Annotated in this window: 13 protein-coding genes and 1 pseudogene; 10 read left to right on the forward strand and 4 right to left on the reverse strand. The window is 71.2% G+C overall.

The annotated features are described in order from the left end of the window. Positions 1–30: 30 nt before the first annotated feature. Positions 31–2,574, reverse strand: coding sequence for a beta-galactosidase (locus VXC91_RS13955; protein WP_329507482.1), 2,544 nt, complete (start codon positions 2,572–2,574; stop codon positions 31–33). 161 nt (positions 2,575–2,735) lie between these two features. Here VXC91_RS13955 and VXC91_RS13960 point away from each other — a divergent pair, with 161 nt between their 5' ends. The 5 genes from VXC91_RS13960 to VXC91_RS13980 are packed head-to-tail and all read left to right on the forward strand — an operon-like array spanning position 2,736 to position 9,253. Beyond that, entirely contained in the window at positions 2,736–3,731 is a 996-nt protein-coding gene (locus VXC91_RS13960; RefSeq protein WP_329507483.1) for a LacI family DNA-binding transcriptional regulator, read from the forward strand. 53 nt (positions 3,732–3,784) lie between these two features. Then, positions 3,785–5,458 (forward strand): ABC transporter substrate-binding protein, encoded by a 1,674-nt coding sequence (locus VXC91_RS13965; protein ID WP_329507484.1) that lies wholly within the window; start codon positions 3,785–3,787, stop codon positions 5,456–5,458. Between the two features lie 6 nt (positions 5,459–5,464). Next, positions 5,465–6,460 carry an ABC transporter permease gene (locus tag VXC91_RS13970; RefSeq protein WP_329507485.1) on the forward strand — a complete coding sequence of 332 codons (996 nt, stop codon included), beginning with the start codon at positions 5,465–5,467 and terminating at the stop codon, positions 6,458–6,460. Further along, positions 6,457–7,395: an ABC transporter permease gene (locus tag VXC91_RS13975; protein WP_329507486.1), complete on the forward strand. Its 939-nt coding sequence runs from the start codon at positions 6,457–6,459 to the stop codon at positions 7,393–7,395. The genes VXC91_RS13970 and VXC91_RS13975 overlap by 4 nt, the downstream gene beginning before the upstream one ends. A 1-nt stretch (position 7,396) precedes the next feature. Beyond that, complete coding sequence (locus tag VXC91_RS13980) at positions 7,397–9,253, forward strand: ABC transporter ATP-binding protein (protein WP_329507487.1); 1,857 nt, start codon at positions 7,397–7,399, stop codon at positions 9,251–9,253. A gap of 12 nt (positions 9,254–9,265) precedes the next feature. Here the strand turns inward: VXC91_RS13980 and VXC91_RS13985 are convergent, their stop codons facing one another. Beyond that, entirely contained in the window at positions 9,266–11,062 is a 1,797-nt protein-coding gene (locus tag VXC91_RS13985; protein WP_329507488.1) for a GH39 family glycosyl hydrolase, read from the reverse strand. A 121-nt stretch (positions 11,063–11,183) separates the two neighbouring features. Then, positions 11,184–12,002 carry a helix-turn-helix transcriptional regulator gene (locus VXC91_RS13990; protein ID WP_329507489.1) on the reverse strand — a complete coding sequence of 273 codons (819 nt, stop codon included), beginning with the start codon at positions 12,000–12,002 and terminating at the stop codon, positions 11,184–11,186. Positions 12,003–12,158: 156 nt separating this feature from the next. On the opposite strand from VXC91_RS13990, the gene VXC91_RS13995 reads away from it, so the two are divergent. The 4 genes and pseudogenes from VXC91_RS13995 to VXC91_RS14010 all read left to right on the forward strand — a co-directional run. Continuing rightward, positions 12,159–12,935, forward strand: a complete 777-nt coding sequence (locus VXC91_RS13995) for a phytanoyl-CoA dioxygenase family protein (protein ID WP_329507490.1) — start codon at positions 12,159–12,161, stop codon at positions 12,933–12,935. A 34-nt stretch (positions 12,936–12,969) separates the two neighbouring features. After that, the gene (locus VXC91_RS14000) at positions 12,970–13,842 is read left to right on the forward strand and encodes a hypothetical protein (protein WP_329507491.1); all 873 of its coding nucleotides are present in this window, start codon (positions 12,970–12,972) and stop codon (positions 13,840–13,842) included. Continuing rightward, a complete protein-coding gene (locus tag VXC91_RS14005; protein WP_329507492.1) occupies positions 13,839–14,798 on the forward strand; it encodes an ROK family protein in 960 nt (319 codons plus the stop codon). Before VXC91_RS14000 ends, VXC91_RS14005 begins: the two co-directional genes overlap by 4 nt. A gap of 97 nt (positions 14,799–14,895) precedes the next feature. Beyond that, positions 14,896–15,134, forward strand: a pseudogene (locus VXC91_RS14010) (LacI family DNA-binding transcriptional regulator); the annotation flags it as partial. Between the two features lie 153 nt (positions 15,135–15,287). Here the strand turns inward: VXC91_RS14010 and VXC91_RS14015 are convergent. Continuing rightward, complete coding sequence (locus tag VXC91_RS14015; protein ID WP_329507493.1) at positions 15,288–16,889, reverse strand: alpha-amylase family glycosyl hydrolase; 1,602 nt, start codon at positions 16,887–16,889, stop codon at positions 15,288–15,290. Between the two features lie 273 nt (positions 16,890–17,162). Here VXC91_RS14015 and VXC91_RS14020 point away from each other — a divergent pair, with 273 nt between their 5' ends. After that, on the forward strand, positions 17,163–19,274 hold the full coding sequence (locus VXC91_RS14020; protein ID WP_329507495.1) for a glycoside hydrolase family 3 N-terminal domain-containing protein: 2,112 nt from the start codon (positions 17,163–17,165) through the stop codon (positions 19,272–19,274). The last annotated feature ends 108 nt before the right edge of the window (positions 19,275–19,382 follow it).

Raw genomic sequence — 19,382 nt, forward strand, 5'->3', positions numbered from 1 at the left:
CTTCCGGGAGTGAGGTGCGAAGGGTGTGGGTCAGACGAGGCGCAGGCGGAGCCGGTCACCGTTCGTACCCGCGGGCCAGGTGACCAGGACCTTGTCGCCGGTGCGGGTCACCTGGGCGTCCGCGTCGGCGACGACGTCCCGGACGGTGGACAGGAGCGCCCTGCCGGGGCCCGCGCCGCGCCGCAGGAGCAGGGTCGAGCCGTCACCGGGGCCGTCGAGTTCGGCGGTGGCCCAGTGCAGTACGGCACCGTCGAGGCGAATGCCCGCGGGCACCATCAGCCCGCTGCGCGCGGGCAGTTCGAGGGGCGTGCCGGGGGCGAACGGCTCTCCTGCCACGTCCAGGGTGAACGTCTGCGGTACGGCGGCCACGTTGACCAGGTGCAGCAGGCGCTGCCCGGTGCCGTCGGCCGTGGTCGTGGCGACCAGGCCGGGTGCCGCACCGTGCGCGACGATGCGGCGACGCACCCCGAGGCGGGCCACCAGCGCGCGCCAGAAGTCGAGGTGGCACGGGTAGTCGCAGGCCATGACGATCGCCCGTCCCCCGCCGTCCAGGGTGACCTCGACGGCGGCCGGGGAGCCGTCGGCGACGTCCTGGACGAGGGTTTCGGTCTTGGTGCCGGGTGTGTCCGTGGTCCGCAGGCGTTCCAGGTGGCCGACCCGGACCTCGGGCTGTGCTCCGGCCCAGCCGGTGGCGCGTACCGAGGCGAAGTAGTGGTCCGTGCTCTCGACGCCCGCGTCGACGGCGAGTCCGAGGGTATCGGCGAGCACCGTGCAGGCGGTGCCGTCGTCGTCGAGGACCGGCAGCCTTCCGTGCAGCAGCAGCCGGCCGCCGTCTTTCAGAAACGCGGCGAGCCGCTCCTGGACGGCGCGGCCAAGGACGGCGGGGGTGGCGAGCGCCAGCGCAGGGCCGGCGGGGTCGAGCGCGGCACCGGCCGAGGTCGGCGCGCCGGACAGATCGACGGCGGCGAAGGAGTGGCCGCCGAGCAGCAGGGCGCGGGCGAGGATGTCGCGCGGACCCATGCCCCGCATCCGCTCGATATCGCGGACCAGTTCGCGTCGGCGTGCGGCGGCCGGGTGGGCGTATTCGGTCAGGTAGTGGTCGGGAACGTAGCCGAGGAGGAGGTCGTCGTGTTCCTCGTCCATGTCGGCCAGGAGGTGTTCGCTGCCGCGTACGGCGCGTACGGCGTCCCGCAGTGCCGGATAGGACTCGTTGGTCCGGCCCTCGGGGTCGACGGGGGCCGCGAAGCCGTGCCGTTCGCCGGTGAACGCGATGCGATCGTTGCCGTCACCGGCGGGGGCGTCCAGCGGCGGGTTGTGGCCGCCGCTGAAGAGGTAGTAGCTGATGAGGCGGTTGCCCTGGGCGACGCAGAGCCGGGTCTTGAGATCCAGGGACTGCGGGCTCGTGCGACGGGTCAGGTCCTCGCCGTGGTCTCCGTCGCCCGCCTCGAACTCCAGTGAGGTCAGGGGCTGGTCGGCATCGTGGACGGCGGCCATGAACGCGTTCATGACGTACAGGTCCGGGACGTTCTCCACGGTCAGGTCGTGGAGGTAGTGGTCGGAGCCGGACGTGGTCTGCGGGACGCCCGCGTAGGAGCGGGACAGTTGGCTGATGCCGATGGGGAACGTACGACCGCGTTCGGCGGCGGTGCCGTGCAGGTTGACCAGGAACGGCACGTCGATGCCGTGCTGTACGGCGGTCTCGCGCAGGTGCCGCAGATAGTCCGCGTAGCGGTCGCGGTGGTGGTCGCCCAGGTCGTGGTGGAGCGCCAACTGCTGTGTCGTCGTACCGCCGTCGGTGCCTCCGGCGCGCCACTGGGCCGCCCATGCGGTCGGGTCCTGCGGGTCAGCGCCGTAGCGCTCGCTCGCCTCCTCGCGGCCCCAGCGCGCGAGGGCGCGGTCCGCCAGGGCGGTCAGGGTGCGGTCGGTGAGTTCCGGGGCGCCGCTGATCCAGGACAGCATCCCGACCTCGTTGTCGAGCTGCACGGCGGCGACGGGGCCGCCGCGGGTGATCTGGCGCTCGGCGAGCAGGGGCAGGATCGTGGCGAACCAGCGGTCGGCCTCGGCGAGATAGCCGGGGTCCAGGTAGTCGAGGGTGCGGGTGGGGGCCGGGGCGCCGTCCCAGCCGCGCGGGATCGCCTCCGGGTGGTCGCGGTAGATCCCGAACGGGATGCCTTCGTTCTTGAGCTCGGCCATGACGAACGGTCCGGGGCGTGCGATCACCAACAGGTCCCGTTCGGCCGCGAGTTCGAGGAAACCGACCAGGTCGCGGTACGGGCTCGTGGTTCCTGTCAGGTCGATCGAGCCGTCGGCGGTCTCGTGGATCAGCCACGGCATGTAGCTGGACACGGCGGTGCATCCGGCGGCCACGAGCTTGTCGAGCCGGTCGGCCCAGTCGCCGCGGTGCAGCCGGAAGTAGTGCACCTCGCCGGACATCACGATCCTCGGGAGGCCGCCCACCAGGAGGCGACGACGGGTCAACTCGACGGCTACACGGCGCCGTTCGAGGATGCGGGAGGTGTCCTGCGGTGCGGGACGGATCTGCGGGGTGTGTGACGATGCGTCTGATGTGTTCACGGGAACGTCCTCACCGGTGATCGTCGGTGGCTCTCAGGTCTGAACTGCGGGCGGGCTGCACGGGTATTGCCATGCGCGCCGGGCCCTGGCTAGGGTCGTGAAATCGCCGTGAAACCGGTTTCAGTGAAACCGGTTTCACGAACATATCGGGAGGAGGGCTGATGAGCAACAGGCGGGTGAGTCTGCGCTGGGTGGCCGAGCAGGCGGGTGTCTCACCGGCCACCGTGTCACGTGTGTCGCGAGGGTCCGCCCAGGTCTCCCCCGAGCTGCGTGACCGGGTGCTGCGGGTCATCGAGGAGTCGGGCTACCGCCCGAACCATCTGGGGCGTGCGCTGGCCGAGGTGCGGCACGGCGCGCTGGGCCTTGTCTTCCCCGGCCTGTCCGGGCCCTACTTCACCGAACTGCTCCAGGGATTCGAGGCCGAGGCGCTGGAGACCGGCGACAGCGTGCTGCTGCTGGCCTCGCACTACCGCGCCGACACCGACGCCAAGGTGATCGACCTCGCCGGCCGTGTCGACGGCATGGCGATCCACGCCGGGACAGTCTCGGACGCGGTGGTGGAAGAGGTCTCGCAGCAGGTGCGGGTGGTGATGATGTGCGGCACCGCGAACCGTTGGAACGCCTCGGTCAGCACCGACAACACCACCAGCGGCGCCCTCACCCGGCATCTGCTGGTCGAACACGGCTACCGCCGGCTGGCCTTCGTCGGGCATCCGGAGGGATCGCCCGACGTGACCTCCCGCTGGGACGCGTTCCTGGCCGCGCACCACGAGGTGGGCGTGGCCCCGCCCGTACAGCCGGTCCGGGTCGGACTCCAGCAGTCCGATGGGGTCATCGCCGCCGAGCGGATCCTCGCCGAGGGGACCCTGCCCGACGCGGTGGTGTGCGCCAACGACGAGACCGCGCTGGGCCTGATGCTCTGTGTGCTCGGCCGGGGCCTGCGGGTGCCCGACGATCTCGCCGTCACGGGCTTCGACGACATGAACATGGCCGCGATGGTGCGGCCCGGCCTGACCACCGTACGCCAGCCCGTCCGCGAGCTGGCCACGACCACCGCCCGTCTGCTCACCGACCCGGACACCCGGCCGGCCGGTGATCTCGTCCTGCCCACCGAGCTGGTGCTGCGCGGATCGTGCGGCTGCCGCCCGGGGGGCTGAGGCGGAGCGGGCATCCGGCACGGACACCGGACACCACCGACGGAGGTATCTCAATGATGAGACGACCGCGCATCAACACCGCTGTCCTCGCGGCCCTGATGACCTCGACCCTGGTCCTCGCCGGGTGCACCGGCACCGAGGACACCGGCAGCGGGGCGAACAAGGACGGCATGATCGCCTACCTCAACTACCCCGGCATCGGCGGCGGCAGCGCTCCCCAGGCCAACTACAACCCGTACCTGGACGCCTCCAGGCTGCGGGCGACAGACTTCGTCTACGAGTCCCTCTACCAGGTCGAGAACAACAGCTGCCACGAGGTCCCGTGGCTGGCGAAGTCCTACACCTGGCAGGACTCCAGGACGCTGGTCTTCGACATACGCGAGGGCGTGCAGTGGAACGACAGCAAGCCCTTCACCGCCGAGGACGTCGCGTTCACCTTCAACATGATCAAGAAGTACGACGTCCTGGACACCCGCGCGGTCTGGCCTGACCTCGAGTCGGTCGCGGCCACCGGCGGCGACAAGGTCACCTTCACTTTCAAGCAGCCCGGCGCCTCGGCGTTCACCCGCATCGCCGCCGTCCCGATCATACCGGAGCACATCTGGTCCAAGGTCGCCGACCCCGCCAAGTTCGCCAACGCCGAAAAGCCGGTGGGCACCGGCCCGATGACGGTCAAGTCCTTCAACCCCCAGCAACTGGTGGTCGAGCGCAACCCGCGCTACTGGCAGGCGGACAAGGTGAAGGTCAAGGAGATCCGGTTCAAGGCGAACAACGGCACCCCGGAGATCGAACAGCTCAAGATGAGCCGCGGCGAGTACGACACCAATGGGATGTTCATCCCGGACGTCAAGAAGTCCTACGTCGACCGCGACCCGGCACACCACCACTACTGGTACGCACCGGGCGGCGTCATCAGCATCTACATGAACCTCACCAAAGCCCCGTTCACGGACTCGGCGTTCCGGCGCGCGCTGACCACCGCCTTCGACCGGCAGAAGGTCGCGGACCGGGCGCAGCTCGGATACGTCAAGACCGCCAGCCAGAGCGGCCTCGTGGTGCCCGGGCAGAGCCAATGGCTGCCGCCTGGCACCAAGGACGAGGACCGCATCGGCTACGACCCGAAGGCGGCCGACGCGGCGCTCACAGCGGCCGGGTACGCCAAGGACGCCCAGGGGCGCCGGCTCGGCAAGGACGGCGAGCCGATCACCTTCAAGTTCAAGGTCCCGTCCACGTACACCGACTGGGTGGCCGCCGCCGAGATCCTCGTGAAGGACCTCAAGGACCTCGGCCTGCAGGTCGACCTGGACCGGACGACGCCCGAGTCCCACGACCAGGACCGCTCCATCGGCCACTACGACATGATCTTCGGCGTGCACGGCGGCGACTGCAACATCTACACCGACTTCGCCTACCCGCTCGGCAGCGCCGGCACCGCTCCGATCGGCAAGCGCGCCTTCAGCAACGAGATCCGCTGGAAGGACAAGGCGACCGACGACCTCATCGACCGGCTGCGGGTCGCGACGTCCAAGGAGGAGCAGAAGACGGCCGTCGCGGGCCTGGTCAAGATCATGGACGAGCAGGTCCCGATGATCCCGATCTGGTACGGCGCCAAGTGGTTCCAGTACGACACCTCCAGGGCCGTCGGCTGGCCGAACGAGAAGGACCCGTACGCCGCGGGCGGTGACAACCTCATCCTGCTCACGCATCTGCGCCCGGCGAAGGACTGACGGGGAATGGCCTACTTCATCCGGCGGGCCGGCTTCCTGCTGGCCACGCTCTGGGCCGCCGTGACACTGAACTTCCTCATCCCCCGGCTGCAGCCGGGGGACCCGGCGCAGGCGCTGCTGTCCCGCCTCGGCGGCAAGACCCAGGCCATCGACCCGGCGCAGCTGGCCGCCGTCCGCAAGATGCTCGGCGCGCCGGACGGCAACCTCCTGTCGCAGTACGGGGACTACCTCGTCGCGCTCTTCCACGGGCAGTTCGGCATCTCCTACACCTACTACCCCTACAGCGTGGGGCATGTCATCGAGCAGGCCGTGCCCTGGACCCTGGTCCTGGTCGGCGTGACGCAGATCCTGTCGTTCGTCGTCGGCACCCTGCTCGGAGCGTGGGCGGCGTTCCGGCGCAACAGCCGGGTCGACTCAGTGATCACGCTGGGGTCGACGTTCGTTGGGACGCTGCCGTTCTTCTGGATCGCGCTGCTGCTCATCTTCGTCTTCGCCATCACCCTCAACTGGTTTCCCGAGGGCGGCGGTTACGGTGGCGGTTCCAGCCCGGGATGGAGCTGGCTGTTCTTCTCGGACGCCTTCCAGCACAGCGTGCTGCCCGCCCTGTCGCTGCTCATCACCGGGCCGATCGGCTGGATCATCGGCATGCGCAACAACATGGTGCAGACCCTCGGCGAGGACTACGCGCGGCTGGCACGGGCCAAGGGCCTGTCGCGGCGCCGGATCGCGCTGACGTACGGTGCGCGGATCGCGATCCTGCCGAACGTGACGGGCTTCGCCATCGCGCTCGGCGGCATTCTCGGCGGCACGGTGCTGGTGGAGAGCATCTTCAACTATCCAGGTCTCGGACGCCTGCTGCTGGAGGCGGTCGGCAACAAGGACTTTCCGCTCATGCAAGCCCTGTTCCTGTTCACCACCGTCGGGGTGCTGGTCGCCAACTTCCTCGCCGACATCACGTACGGGCTCCTGGATCCCCGGGTCCGGCGGACGGAGGCGGGATGACCATCGCCAACACCCCGAGCGCCACGGCGGCAGCCACGGCCGGCGACACCGAGAGCGCCCAGGTCGCCGCGCTCACCGCGGGCCGCTCCAGCCGGCTGCCCGGCTGGTTCCTCATCCTGTGGCGCAACCGCAAGTGCCGGCTCGGGCTGCTGCTTCTGGCCGCGTTCGTGCTGGTCGCGGTGTTCGCTCCGGCCATCGCGCCGTTCGCGCCGCGCGCGGACTCCTTCGCCCAGTCCGAGGCGCCGTCGGGAGCCCACTGGCTGGGCACCACAGCGCGCGGCGAGGACGTGTTCTCGCAGCTCGTCTACGGCGCCCGCACCTCACTCATCGTCGGCTTGGTGGCGGGCACGCTGTCCACGCTGATCGCCACCGCCGTCGGACTCACGGCCGGGTATCTGCAGGGCGTGGTGGACGAGGTGCTGTCGTTCTTCATCAACCTCGGCCTGGTCGTACCGGTGCTGCCGCTGATGATCACCCTGGCGGCGTACGCGCCGGTCAAGGGCCTCGGGCTCATCATCATCGTCATCACCGTCACCGGCTGGGCGTTCGGCGCCCGTGTCAAACGCGCCCAGATCGTCACGCTGCGCACCCGCGACTACGTGACCGCCGCCAAGTTCGCGGGCGACAGCACCGCGCGGATCATCGTGTACGAGATCGCGCCCAACATGATCTCGTTGATCGTGGTGGACTTCATGGGGTCGGCGCTCGGCGCGATCGGCGCCGAGGCGGGCCTGGCCTTCCTGGGCCTGGGCGACCCGGCCACGACGAGCTGGGGCACGATGCTCAACCAGGCCAGTCTGGGCGGCGCGATGACGACCGGCCAGTGGGCGTGGCTCATCGCCCCGGGCCTCGTCCTCGCCCTCCTCGTTACCTCGTTCTCGCTGATCAACTTCGGCGTCGACGCGCTGAGCAATCCGCATCTGAGGGAGGACTGACATGGCCCTGCTCGAGGTCGAGGACCTCACCGTCACCTACAGCCCCCGGGACTCGGCCCCCGTGCGGGCCGTGCACCGGGTCGGATTCCAGGTCGCCGAGGGCGAGTTCGTCGGGCTGCTCGGCGAGTCGGGCTGCGGCAAGTCGACCCTCGGCAACGCGCTGCTGCGGCTGCTGGAGAAGCCCGCCGAGATCACCGGCGGCCGTGTGGTCTTCGACGGGCGGGACATCACACACGCCGGCGAGGACGAACTGCGGCCGCTGCGCTGGGCGGATCTGTCGACGGTCTTCCAGTCCAGCATGAACTCGCTCAACCCGGTGATCACCGTGCGCGAGCAGTTCGCCGACACCTACGCAGCACACCCCGAGGCCACGGGTCCCGACGTCGACGTGCACGAGCGCGCGGGCCGGCTGCTGGAGCTGGTCTCGCTCGACCGCGACGTGCTCAGGCGCTATCCGCACGAACTGTCCGGCGGCATGAAGCAGCGCGTCGCCCTCGCACTGGCCCTCGCCCTGCGCCCCCGGTTCGTGCTGCTCGACGAGCCGACGACCGGACTGGACGTGGTCGTCCAGCGCGACATCCTGGACCGGCTGCGGGATCTGCAGCGGGAGCTGGGCTTCGCCGTCCTGTTCATCAGCCACGACCTCGGCACGGTCATGGAGATGGCCGACCGGGTCATGGTGATGTACGCGGGCGAGATCGTGGAGAACCGGCCCGCCGCCGACCTGGTGGCCACCCAGTTGCACCCCTACAGCACCGGTCTGCTCGGCTCGTACGCCGATCCCCGCGACGAGGACGTGCGGGTGGCCTTCATCCCCGGCCGGCCGCCGGACCTCTCCCGCGAGCACGAGGGCTGTCTGTTCCGGCCGCGCTGCCCGGTCGCCGTGGACGCCTGCCGAACCACTCACCCCGAGCTGCTGCCCGTCGCACGCGGCGAGGCCCGCTGTCTGCGCGTCCAAGACGAGGCGTTCGGGGCCCCAGTGGTGCCGGAGTTCTCCGCCGCCTCTGCGGTCTCCGCCGGGCGCGACCGCAGTGATGACGACGCCGAGCCGGTGCTGGTCGTGGAGCACGCGGGCAAGACGTACCGCACGCGGCAGGGGCTGCGCACCACGGCGGTGCGGGCCGTGGACGACGTGTCGTTCGCGCTGCGGCCGGGGCGGGTCAGCGCCCTCGTCGGCCAGAGCGGCTCCGGCAAGACCACCCTGGCCCGGCTGGTCACCGGGGTGGAACGGCCCACCACCGGAAGCGTGGTCTTCAAGGGCGGTCGCGTGGACACCCTGCGGCGCCGCGGCCTGCGCCGCTACCGGCGGCATGTGCAGCTGGTCTTCCAGGACCCGTTCGCCGCGCTCAACCCGACCAGGACCGTCGCCTACGCGCTCGGCCGTCCGCTGCGCAACCATCTCGGCCTGGACGGCGAGCAGGCCCGCCGGCGCGCCGCCGAGCTCCTTGAGACGGTGGGCATGAGCCCCGCCGAGCAGTATCTGGACAAGCTCCCCGGCCAGCTGTCTGGCGGACAGCGCCAACGGGTCGTCATCGCAAGGGCGTTGGCGCCCGAGCCGGAGGTGCTCGTCGCCGACGAGCCGATCTCGATGCTCGACGTGTCGATCCGCGCCGAGATCATCGAACTGCTCGGCCGCCTGGTGCGCGAGCGCGGCATCGCGATGCTCTACATCACGCACGACCTGCTCAGCGCGCGGCTGCTCGCCGACGAGGTGCTGGTGCTCAACGAGGGCGTCATGGTCGAGCGGGGTCCCACGCGCACGGTGATAGGCGAGACGAAGGACCCGTACACCCGGACGCTGCTCGCGGCCATCCCCCGGCCGGGCGGCCGTTCGCGGTCCGACCCGGCCGGGGTGTGAGCGGGGTCGGCGTCAGGGGCTCACCTCGACCAACACCGCGGACGGCTGCGGCAGTTCGAAGGTGAGGTGAGCCGCGCCCCCGGCATGTTCCAGCGCGGCGGGCTCGGCCGTCAGCCGGTCCGCGGCCCGCAGTCGCTCCCACTGCTCCTCGGTGGGCCAGTTGCCCACGCCGAGGTGACGGGCCAGGGTCGTGACGTCGCCGTGCTCGGCGTCCAGGCGGGTGAGCGTCGCGGTGGCGTCCGCGCCGACGCCGTCGAGGCGCAGCCGGGCCCTGCGGGCCAGGGCGGCGTCGCCCTCCGCCTTGCCCTGGTCGAGCGTGTGGTTCCAGAGCAGGACGACGAGCGAGCCGTCGTCGTGCCGTGAGGCCCACGCCTGGACGAGACCGTCGGCGCCGTCGCCCCGCGCGGTCACGGAGAGTTGCGTGCCGCCGAGGCGGGAGAGCAGGGACAGGGCGTGGTAGCGGGCCTTGGCGATGCCGCCCACCGTGATGAGCCCGAACCCGCCGTGCAGCAGCCGCGGTGGCCGGCCGAGCTCCTCGAAGTGGTCGCTGGCCACCCAGTACGACAGGGCGTCCACGCGGCCCGCCGCCGAGCGCATCCCGTGCAGCAGGAACGTGGCCGAGGAGACGGTGTCGTTGACGGGATGGAAGTGGGACGGGGTGACGCCCCACTCGGTCCACAGCACGCGCGCCGAGCTGCCGTGGCGCCGCAGCGTGGGGCGCAGATCGACAGGCGCGTTGCCGTACGTGTGGGTGGTGACGAAGTCGACCGGCGCGCCGGAACGGGCGGTGTGCTCCAGGAGTTCGTCCACCCAGCCGGCGGCGGCCGAGGACGGGCCACCCACGGCGAGGCGCGGGTCGGCTGCCTTCACGGCGGCGGCGGTCACGTCGTACAGGCGCATCCATGTCTCGCGCGTGCCGGACCAGAAGACGCCTAGGTTGGCCTCGTTCCACACCTCGAAGTCCCAGCCCAGCACCTCCTGTTTGCCGTAGCGGTCCATCAGGTGCCGCACCAGGGCGGTGATCAGGTCGGACCAGCGGCCCCAGTCCCTGGGCGGCGAGACGATCGCGCCGTACTCGAACACGGTCCTGTCGGGATCGCTCGCCAGGTCCCGTGGCATGAAGCCGAGTTCGACACAGGGGCGGAGACCCGTCGCGAGGATACGGTCGTACACCTCGTCTACGCGGGTGAAGTCGTGCACGGGCTCGCCGTCGATCTCACGGTAGACCCCGAGGTCGTCGTGGAGGATCGCGTGGGCGCGCACCGTCCGTACGCCGATCTCGTCGTGCATGCGGCGCAGTGCCGCCTCCAGTTCGGTGCCGATCACGCGGCCGCCGGAGGTGTCGGTACACAGCAGCTGGCTGAGCCGTTCGCTGCCGATCATCGGCTCCCAGGGGCGGGGCAGCGGCGGGCCGTCAGCCGTGGTGTCCACGATCAACTCGACGCGGGGGACGGCGCCGTCGGGCTCGGCCGGGCCGCCCGTCACGAGGACGCCAGGTTCGCCGTGGTCGGTTACGGAGCGGACCGACGCTACAGCGTAGTCGTAGCGGACGCCCGGTTCGCCCGTGGTGTCGACGTACCACGTGTCGGGGATGGCGAGGACGTCGCCGCCGAGGTGGTCCACCGGTCTCAGTGCCTCGCGCGCCGCTCCGGCGGGGGCGCGGTGCACGAGATAGCCGACGGCGCCGTCCACGGGCTGCCAGCGTAAAAGCACATGTCCGGCACCCGGGGTGAGGGTGAGTCCGGCGGGCGGCGGAAGGTGGGGGGCGGCGGCCGCTCTACTGGTCAGATGCTCGATGCCGATAGTCATCGGTCCTCCAGGCGTCGTCGTCGGGCGGGTCGGTCGGGAGAGCCATGGCACGTGAAACCGGTTTCAGGATCACCTCACAGCACCCGCGGGTCAGCTGTCAACCAGGCCGTCCGCTGCCGCCTCAGGAGGCGCGGTACTTGCGCGGCGGCATGCCGAAGTGCGCGCGGAAACGGCGGGAGAAGTGGAACTCGTCGGCGAAGCCCAGGGTGCGGGCGATCTCACGGTGCGTCATGTCCGTATGCCGCAGGAGCGTCGCCGCCGTCTGCAGGCGGCGCGCGCTGCGGAAGGCGGAGGGTGTCTGGCCGACCTCAGCGGTGAAGCGGCGGCGGAACGTGTCGTACGTCAGCCCCGACTCCGCAGCGACGGCCCGCAGTTCGACACTCCTTGTGAGGTCGTCGGACAGCCGGCTCACCGCGTGCGCGACCTCGGGACTGTAGTCGCAACCGGCGCCGGAGCGGGCCTGGCCGCCGTCGGCCGCGTCCAGCAACCAGTCGGCGAGCGCAAGGAGTTGGTGCTCCGCCGCCCGCTGGGAGCGCGGCGGGGTGCGCAGCACGCCGCGCAGCGCCTCGATCGGCGGCACGGGACGGGGGTAGCGCGGCCCGGCGACCGACAGCCCCATCGGCCCGGCCGCCGCGTCGAAGAGCGGGCCGGCGAACACGACGAACAGCTCGGTCCAGCGCTCGCCCGGGTCGGTTCCGTACCAGTGCGGGACACCGGGCGGCACGATCGTGTGCGCGCCGGGCAGCAGCCGCTCGTCGCGCCCTTCGGCGTCCCGGTAGCCGCCCTCGCCGGCCAGCAGCACGGTGAGAACGTACTGGTCCATGATGCGCAGGGACGACGGCATGATCGGTTCGTCGTCCTCCACCTCGCCCGCCAGGACCACCTGACCGAGCCGGGTCACGGGCCCCTCGGAGACCGCGACGACCTTGCGGATACCCATGCCGGGGACTGTACCGGCGCCAGAACGTTCATGTCCGTGCCGCACGCGTACATTCCGCGCCGGCCGCCCGCCGACCTAGCGTCGAAGGCGTCGGGATCACTCCCGTACGCAGCGCGAACCCGTATCTCCGCATGCCCTCATGCCCGAGGAGGCCCCATGGCAGCGACCGACGCCGTACGCAGCGATCTGGTGACGCCCGAACTGCGTCGGCAGTACCGGGACGAGGGCTACTTCGTCCTCGAACGGGCACTTACCGACGAGCAGTTGGATCTGCTGCGCGGCGGCGCGCAGTACTCGATCGACCGCCTGGACGCGGAGATGGACAGGTTGGGGACGGATCGGATCGGCATCAACCACCGCGGCAAGCGCTACTTCAGCAACATGATCTACCAGCACCGGCCGGAGCTGCAGCAGTTCCTCTTCAGCGACACCGCCGCCCAGATCTGCCGGGCCACACTCGGCGAGGACGCGTATCTGTTCTGGGAGCAGTACGTCATCAAGGCAGGTGATCCGGAGACCGCCTTCGCCTGGCACCAGGACTCGGGCTATGTGCACGAGGACCACGAGCCGTATGTGACGGTGTGGATCGCGCTCGACGACGTCACCCTCGACAACGGCCCGGTCTATCTGCTGCCGTACTCGCGCTCCGGCATCAAGTCGTACGTCAAGCACATCACAGACCCCGCGACCAACGACCGCGTCTGCTACTTCGGTTCCGACCCGGGCGTCCCGATGACGGCGCCGGCGGGCTCGATCGTCGTTTTCTCCAGCGTCGTGATGCACCGTAGCGGCCCGAACCTCACCGACCGGCACCGGCGCGTCTACATCGCGCAGTATTCCAAGGAGATCATCACCGCCAAGGACGACGCGGCCACGCCGCAGGGCGCGGTCGACCGCTTCCTGGAGGGCGGGAAGGTCGTGGCGGAGTTCTGAGCGGGGAGACGACCGGACCGAGAGAGGAGATCCGATGAGTGAAGCCGCCCGCCGGCCGACGCCCCGCCCCACCTACGACCACCCGACGGTGATCCGGCAGCAGGACGCGGTGCGCCATCTGTGGGGCGACCCGGGTGGCTCCGGGCACGTCAGCGACCTGGTGTACGTGTCCTCCGCAGACCTGCACGTGCTGCAGTTCACGCTCACCCCGCGCGGGCGGTACGTGCACTCGGCACTGAACCCCACCGTGTTCGCGGCCGACGTGGCCTACGTCGTGCTCGAAGGGGAACTCGTACTCGTCGACCCCGAGCACGGCGAGGTCCGCCCGCTGACGGCCGGTGAGGTCGGCTTTTTCCGCCGGGACACCTGGAACCACGCGGTGAACCCACGCCATGAGCCCGTCCGCGTACTGGAGTTCTTCGCTCCTCCGCCGTCACGCAACACCGCCTCGCCGTACGCACGCAACAAGCCGCTGCTCGCCGAAACCCGTTACCGAGACGCCCGTTGGGACGGGCGGTGGCCGGCCGCCGCGCCGGACCGGGAGGCCGCCGCGCGGATCCACGTGGTTCGCGAGGCGGACCGGCTGCACTGGCTGCCGGAGGACGACGGAGGCCATCTGGCGGGGACGGCGGTCGACACCGAGTATCTGACCGTCACCCACGGCCGGCTGTCCCCCGCGCACTCGGGCCAGGTGCACACCACATCCGACGAAACCGTCCTGTACGTCACGGACGGCGCCCTCCACCTGCATCTGCCCGAGCACGACGGCCCGGCGTGGCACCGCGTCGGCCCGGACGACGCCGCCTATCTGCCGAAGGGCACGGCGTACCAACTGGTGGACGTCGACGGCCGGGGGGCCCGCTTCTGGGCGGGCGCCGGGCGAGTGCCGGACGGCTGGCAGCCGTGAGTGCGCCGGTGGTCGTGGCCCTCGACATCGGGGGCACCACGCTCGCCGCCGGTCTGGTGGCCGCGGACGGCATCGTCCTGCACTCGGCCGCGCACCCGGCGGTGCGAGGGGACGGCGGGCGGGATCCGGGGCTCGCCGGCACGGTCGCAGTCGCGCGGGAGATGACCGAGGCGGCCGCCACCCTCGGCGCGCCGGTCGTCGCCATCGGCGCCGGGTTCCCCGAATACGTCGCCGACTCGGGCCGCTTGACCAGCCGCGAGGTCCTCGACTGGGCGGTCCAGCCCGCTCGGCTGCTCGCCCCGCTTGCCCCGGGGCGGCCGGTGACGGTGGAGTCGGACGTCCGCTGCGGCGCACTGGCCGAGGCCCGGCTCGGCGCCGGGCGCGGGCTCGGCTCGTTCCTGTACGTCTCCCTGGGCACCGGGCTGTCCGCCGCGTTCGTGCAGAACGGACAGGTGTGGGCGGGGCGACGAGGCGAGGCCCTGGCGCTGGGGGCCTGGGAGGTACCCGCCTCCGTCGACCCGGACTTCTCCGCCGCACCGAGCGGCGGGCGTACGCCGACTCTGGAGGAGTACGTCTCCGGCGCAGGCATCGCCGCCCGGTACGCGTCCGCCACCGGTGCCCCCGTCACCGGGGCTCGCGAGGTGGCGTCGCGGGCCGCCGCCGGCGACGGTACCGCGGCCGCCGTGCTCACCTCGGCCGGCCGGGCCCTCGGCACCGTACTGGCCTGGGCGGTGGCACTGCTCGACCCCGACGCGGTTCTGCTCGGCGGCGGACTCGGCACCGCCGGTGGGCTGTTGCACGACACAGCCCAGGACACCTACGCCGCACACCACGCACGCCCGGATCCACCCCCGGTGCGCCGCGCCCTGCTCGGCGACCGCTCCGGCCTGCTCGGTGCGGCGCTGGCCGTGTGGGAGCGGCACGAGCTCACCGGGGACGCCGTGCCCTCCGTGTGACCGCTGACGTTCCTCCCCCTCACTTCCTCCGACCAAGCCTCCGGTCCTGGGCACCCGCACTGCGGGGGGGCGGATCGAGGGGGAACACGGCAGCATCATGAGCGCTCCCTCGGTGTACGCCGTCGCCGAGCAGGCGGGTGCCTCCATTGCGACGGTCTCCCGCACCTGCCGCAACCCGGACGCCGTGCGCGCCGCCACCCGAAACGGGTCCTGGCCGCCGGGCGGGAGCCTTGCTACGTGCCCAGCGGCGGTGCGCGCGGACTCGCCGGCCGGGCGACCGTGGTGCTCGGACTGGTCTTCCCCGACTCCATGACGCCCTCGCCGAGACGCGCTGACGGTCGACAGGCCCGAGCCGACGCTCTGTTCCGACCAGGTGCGGATGGCGGACCGTGAACGGACGCCTGTGGGAGGGGGGTTGCCGGTGACGGTGACACCGGACGCGAGCTGCGGCCGCGCCGGGCCGGTGACCACCGCCGGCATCGCGTCCGGTCAGAGTTCGAAGACGCCGTACCCGAAACCCTCGGCCCGGATCCGTCCGCCCTCCACGCTGACGCCGTGCGCCACCAGGGGAACGGCCTCGGCCACGGTGGCGCCGGCCTCGGCACCGTCCCGGCCCGGGTTGACCACCACGAGATAGCGCCTGCCACGGACGTACACCAACGGGTAGCCGGCATGCAGGACCTCCGTGCCGCCCGCGGCGCCGAGCTCCGGGGTGGCCTTGCGCAGCGCGATCAGGCGGCGCACCAGGTACAGCAGGGAACCGCCGTCGGCGCGCTGGGCGGCGACCGTCGGGCGACCGGGGTCCGGGTCGAGGGGGAGGTAGAGGCGGTCGGCAGGGGCGGTGGAGAAGCCCGCGTTCGGGGTGTCGTCCCACTGCATGGGGGTGCGGGAGCCCGCACGGTTGTAGCGGGGGCCGAGGCGGCTGCCCTCCTGGTTCGGCAGGCCGGGCACGTACCGCATGCCGATCTCGTCGCCGTAGTAGATGGCCGGCAGCGTGGGCCAGGTGAGCAGGAACACGAAGGCGGCGGGGAGTTGTTCGGTGGTGCGCGGGCCGCAGGCCAGTCGGGAGAAGTCGTGGTTGGCGCTGGGGACGGCGACGAATCCCGCGTCGCCCACGGCGTCGGCCGCCGCACGCCAGTCCTCGATGAATGTGCGCGGGGAGCCCTTGCCGTCGGCGTCGAAGTAGGCAGCGTGTGGCTCCCACTGCTCGTTCACCGTACCCGCGGAGTTGTTCCACAGCGAGCGCAGCGCGAGGCCGTCGCCCTTCGGGCCGAACTGGAGGAGGAAGTCGGCGTGGAAGCCCGCGGAGACGGAGGTCGCCGGGTCCCCCCACTCGGCGAGAAGGGCGGCGTGCGGGTGCCGGGCGTCCAGCCAGGTGCGCAGTTCCCGCCATAGCGCCACGGTCTGCGCCTGTCCGGGGTCGTCCTTGACCAGGGAGGCCGCCATGTCGACGCGGAAGCCGGACAGACCGAGGCCCAGCCAGTGGTCCATGATCTTGCGCAGCGCCTGCCGGTTGGCGCGCGGGCCGTCGGCGTCGACGGGGAGCCGCCAGGGCTCGGCCTCGTTCGTCCGGGCGTAGCCGAAGTTGAGGGCGGGCTGGGAGTCGAAGAAGTTCGGCAGGTAGAAGCCCGGCCGCGTGCCCGGCGAGGCCACGAAGCCGGCCGGGGCCGCGGCCGGTTCGGCCAGATGATGTGGCTCGGCCCAGATGTAGCGGTCGTCGGTCGGATCGTCGGCCGACGCGGTGAACCAGGGGTGCCGGTCGGAGGTGTGCCCGGCCACCAGGTCGAGCAGGACGCGGATGCCCCGGTGCCCGGCCGCGTCGGCGAGCCGGGCGAGGTCGTCGTTGGTGCCGTAGCGCGGGGCGACGGTGAGGTAGTCGGCGACGTCGTACCCCGCGTCCCGAAACGGTGAGGTGAAGCACGGGTTGAGCCAGACGGTGTCGACGCCGAGCCAGGCGAGATGGTCCAGTTTGGCCTCGATGCCGGCGAGGTCGCCGATGCCGTCGCCGTCGGAGTCGGCGAAGCTCTGCGGATAGATCTGGTAGAGGACGGCGTCGGCCAGCCACTCGGAGGCCGGGCGGGTGGACGTCATCGTGGCAGGGGTCCTTCCCTGAGGGCGGTGTGAGGGGCTACGTGCGCGAGCGTACGGTGCGCGGGCGGGTTCGGAAACCGGTTTCAGCCAGGTCGGTCCAGACCCTTGCCCACCCCCTCTGAATGCGCTTACATTCAGGCCGCGCAGAACACCGAATGCTCGGACGGCGGATACGGCGACCGGTACACGGCCAACGGCAACCTCACACACCGACGAAGAGGTCACGACGTGACGCGAGCGTACGAAGACAAGGTGAAGGACCTGCTCGGCCGTATGACGGTCCGGGAGAAACTGGGCCAGGTCCAGCAGTTGGCGTGGACCGGCGAAACCGGTCCGGGCGGCGGCCAGACCGCGCGGGCGGAGGCCGCGGCCCGTGCCGGACTGCTCGGCTCGGTGCTCAACATCCACGGCGCCCGGCACAGCAATGACCTGCAGCGCATCGCCGTCGAGGAGTCCCGCCTCGGCATCCCGCTGCTCTTCGGCCTGGACGTGATTCACGGCTTCTGGACCGCCTTCCCGATTCCGCTCGCTCAGGCGTCGAGCTTCGACCCGTCGGTGGCGCGCCGGGACGCCGAGGTGTCCGCGCGGGAAGCCCGTTCCAACGGCGTGCACTGGACCTTCTCGCCCATGGTCGACGTCAGCCACGAGCCGCGCTGGGGCCGCATCGCCGAAGGCTGCGGCGAGGACCCTTATCTCACCGCCGCGTTCGCGGCGGCCAAGGTACGTGGCTACCAAGGCGCGCCGGACGGCGGTGAGTTGCAGCGCGGCGACCGGATCGCGGCCTGCGCCAAGCACTTCGTCGCCTACGGGGGCGCCGAGGGCGGCCGCGACTACAACACGGTCGACGTCTCCGAGCAGCGGCTGCGCAACCTCTATCTGCCGCCGTTCAAGGCGGCGGCAGACGCCGGGGTCGCCACCTTCATGGCCTCGTTCAACACGGTTGGTGGAGTCCCCGCGCACGGCAACACCCACACGATGAACGAGATCCTCAAGGGCGAGTGGGGCTTCGAGGGTTTCGTGGTCAGCGACTACACGGGCGTCGAGGAGCTGATCGCGCACGGCTTCGCGGCGGACGGCGCTGACGCGGGCGGGCTCGCGCTGACCGCCGGCCTCGACATGGAGATGGTGTCGACGAACGTCGCCGACCACGGCGAGGCGCTGCTCGCCGACGGCCGGCTCACGATGGAGCGCCTCGACGACGCGGTGGCACGCATCCTGCGGCTGAAGTTCGCCCTGGGTCTGTTCGACGCCCCGTACACCGACGAGTCGGCGGCGATCGCCGGACCGACCGCCCCCGCACGCGCCACGGCGCGAGAGACCGCCGGCCGGTCCATGGTCCTGCTCCGGAACGAGGACTCGCTACTGCCGCTGAGCCCCTCCGTCGCCTCGATCGCCGTAGTCGGCCCCTTCGCCGACTCCACGGCCCTGCACGGCACTTGGGCAGGTCCCGGCGCGCACCGGTTCCCCTCCGTCAGCATCCTGGACGGCGTACGCGAAGCGGCGCCCGGCGCCGAGGTCAGGCACGCCGGACAGATCCCGGCCGAGGCGGCCGCCGCCGCGCGGACCTCGGACGTCGCGGTCGTGGTGGTCGGCGAGGACCCCGAACTGAGCGGAGAGGCGGCCGTGCGCAGCGACATCGGGCTGCCGCCCGGTCAGGAGGAGCTGATCGCTGCCGTCGCCGCGACCGGCACGCCCTTTGTGGTGGTCCTGGTCAACGGCCGGCCGCTTGTGCTGGGCGACTGGCTGGAGTCCGCGGCCGCCGTGCTGGAGGCCTGGCATCCCGGCCTCGAGGCCGGTCACGCGGTGGCCGACGTGCTCTTCGGCGCGGTCGACCCGGGCGGCAGACTGCCGGTGACGTTTCCGCGTGCCGTGGGCCAGATCCCCGTCTACTACAACCACGAGAACACGGGCCGCCCCTACGACCCCACCCGGCCGGACGAGAGGTTCGTCTCCAAGTATCTGGACCTCGAGCACGGGCCGCGCTTCCCCTTCGGACACGGCCTCGGCTACACGACGTTCACCGTCTCGGAGCCGGAGCTGAGCCGCGACACCGTCGCCCGGGACACGCTGGAACGCGGCGAGACGGTCAACGTGCGGGTGACGGTCACCAACACCGGTGCACGTACGGGCGACGAGGTCGTGCAGCTCTACGTCCACGACGTGACGGCGAGCATCACACAGCCGGTGCGCCGGCTGCGCGGCTTCGAGCGGGTCACCCTGGAGCCGGGCGCAAGCACCACAGTGACGTTCCGGCTCGGCACGGAGGACCTCGGCTTCTGGACCAACGACCCGGCGGGGACCTTTGTCCTCGAGCGCGGCCGTATCGACCTCTACACGGGGAAGAGTTCGATGACGCGGACGTACCGGACGCTGACCATTGTCTGATCCGGCATGGTGAGGTACAGCGCGGCATCACTCCCACCGGGAGCCGGTGCGGCCCGTGCGGTGCGAGGAGCGTCTGCTGATCAGCTAAGCGATCCCGTGCGAACCGTA

Origin of the sequence: Streptomyces chiangmaiensis, assembly GCF_036281785.1 — a bacterium.
Lineage (GTDB): Bacteria > Actinomycetota > Actinomycetes > Streptomycetales > Streptomycetaceae > Streptomyces > Streptomyces chiangmaiensis.

Excerpts from the sequence above, each read along its gene's own strand:
- VXC91_RS13960 (WP_329507483.1), top strand. The coding sequence starts at position 2,736 with ATGAGCAACAGGCGGGTGAGTCTGCGCTGGGTGGCCGAGCAGGCGGGT.
- VXC91_RS13965 (WP_329507484.1), top strand. The coding sequence starts at position 3,785 with ATGATGAGACGACCGCGCATCAACACCGCTGTCCTCGCGGCCCTGATG.
- VXC91_RS13970 (WP_329507485.1), top strand. The coding sequence starts at position 5,465 with ATGGCCTACTTCATCCGGCGGGCCGGCTTCCTGCTGGCCACGCTCTGG.
- VXC91_RS13975 (WP_329507486.1), top strand. The coding sequence starts at position 6,457 with ATGACCATCGCCAACACCCCGAGCGCCACGGCGGCAGCCACGGCCGGC.
- VXC91_RS13980 (WP_329507487.1), top strand. The coding sequence starts at position 7,397 with ATGGCCCTGCTCGAGGTCGAGGACCTCACCGTCACCTACAGCCCCCGG.
- VXC91_RS13985 (WP_329507488.1), bottom strand. The coding sequence starts at position 11,062 with ATGACTATCGGCATCGAGCATCTGACCAGTAGAGCGGCCGCCGCCCCC.
- VXC91_RS13990 (WP_329507489.1), bottom strand. The coding sequence starts at position 12,002 with ATGGGTATCCGCAAGGTCGTCGCGGTCTCCGAGGGGCCCGTGACCCGG.
- VXC91_RS13995 (WP_329507490.1), top strand. The coding sequence starts at position 12,159 with ATGGCAGCGACCGACGCCGTACGCAGCGATCTGGTGACGCCCGAACTG.
- VXC91_RS14000 (WP_329507491.1), top strand. The coding sequence starts at position 12,970 with ATGAGTGAAGCCGCCCGCCGGCCGACGCCCCGCCCCACCTACGACCAC.
- VXC91_RS14015 (WP_329507493.1), bottom strand. The coding sequence starts at position 16,889 with ATGACGTCCACCCGCCCGGCCTCCGAGTGGCTGGCCGACGCCGTCCTC.
- VXC91_RS14020 (WP_329507495.1), top strand. The coding sequence starts at position 17,163 with ATGACGGTCCGGGAGAAACTGGGCCAGGTCCAGCAGTTGGCGTGGACC.